This window comes from Streptosporangium sp. NPDC006013, from assembly GCF_040614275.1.
Taxonomy (GTDB): domain Bacteria; phylum Actinomycetota; class Actinomycetes; order Streptosporangiales; family Streptosporangiaceae; genus Streptosporangium.
In genome coordinates, this window is sequence record NZ_JBEXUE010000995.1 from 1 (window position 1) to 1,034 (window position 1,034).

General features: G+C 70.0%; 2 pseudogenes. One reads left to right on the forward strand and one right to left on the reverse strand.

Features of this window, described 5'->3' with window-relative positions:
• Positions 1-145: 145 nt before the first annotated feature.
• Positions 146-805 (forward strand): annotated as a pseudogene (locus tag ABZ260_RS51535) (glycosyl transferase); the annotation flags it as partial.
• Positions 806-930: 125 nt separating this feature from the next.
• Here the strand turns inward: ABZ260_RS51535 and ABZ260_RS51540 are convergent.
• Positions 931-1,034 (reverse strand): annotated as a pseudogene (locus ABZ260_RS51540) (peptide ABC transporter permease); the annotation flags it as partial.

Genomic DNA, 1,034 nt, shown 5'->3' on the forward strand with positions numbered 1-1,034 from the left:
GAGATCCACGCCCTGCCCAGCCCCAACCAGCTCATCCCCCAGCTCGAAGAACTCACCGCCAAACACCGCTGACGCCCGACCAGGAGACACCACCACCATGCGCATCCTGTTCACCACCTACCCGGACAAGACCATCTTCCACGCGATGGTTCCGCTGGCCTGGGCGCTGCGTACCGCCGGCCACGAGGTGCGCGTCGCGGTCCAGCCCAAGTTCGTCGACGTCGTCACCCAGGCCGGCCTGACCGCCGTCTCGGTCGGTCGTGACCCCTCCACCTGGCGGCTGGCGGAGCTCAACATCGAGCAGGTCGAGGCCGAGCGGGCCGGGCTGCCCGCGCCGTACGACGCCGCGGTGGATCCGGCGGCCGTCGACTGGGAGACGATGCGCGACGGGTACGCGACCCTCGTGGAGCAGTGGCACCAGCTGGACAACTTCCCGATGATCGCCGGCCTGGCCGACTTCGCCCGCAGTTGGCGGCCCGACCTGGTCATCTGGGAGTCCAACACCTACGCGGGAGGCATCGCCGCCGAGGCCTGCGGCGCCGCGCACGCCCGCCTGGTGTGGAGTGTCGACGTCTTCGGGGTCGCCCGCGAGCACTACCTGCGGCTCAAGGCCGAACGCCCGGAGCACGACCGCGCCGACCCGATGATCGACTGGCTCGGCCCCTACGCCCGCAAGTACGGGTTCGACTTCACCGAGGACCTGTTCACCGGCCAGTTCACCGTCCATCAGCTCCCCGCGTCGCTGAGCATGGACGCCGGCCTGGACTACCTGCCGATGCGCTACGTCCCCTACGGCGGCACCGCCGCCGTGCCGAAGTGGCTGTGGTCCGCGCCCGAGCGCCCCCGCATCGCCCTGACCCTGGGCACCACCGCCACCGACCGCTACGCCGGCTACGCCGCCGACGTGCGGGACATCCTGGACTCTCTGGCCGACCTCGACGTCGTGGTGAGGATCGCGGCGCTGACGTTCAGCGTGGCGTCGACGACCAGCAGCGAGGACATGTTGGGAATGATGTGCCGGAAGATGATCCTCG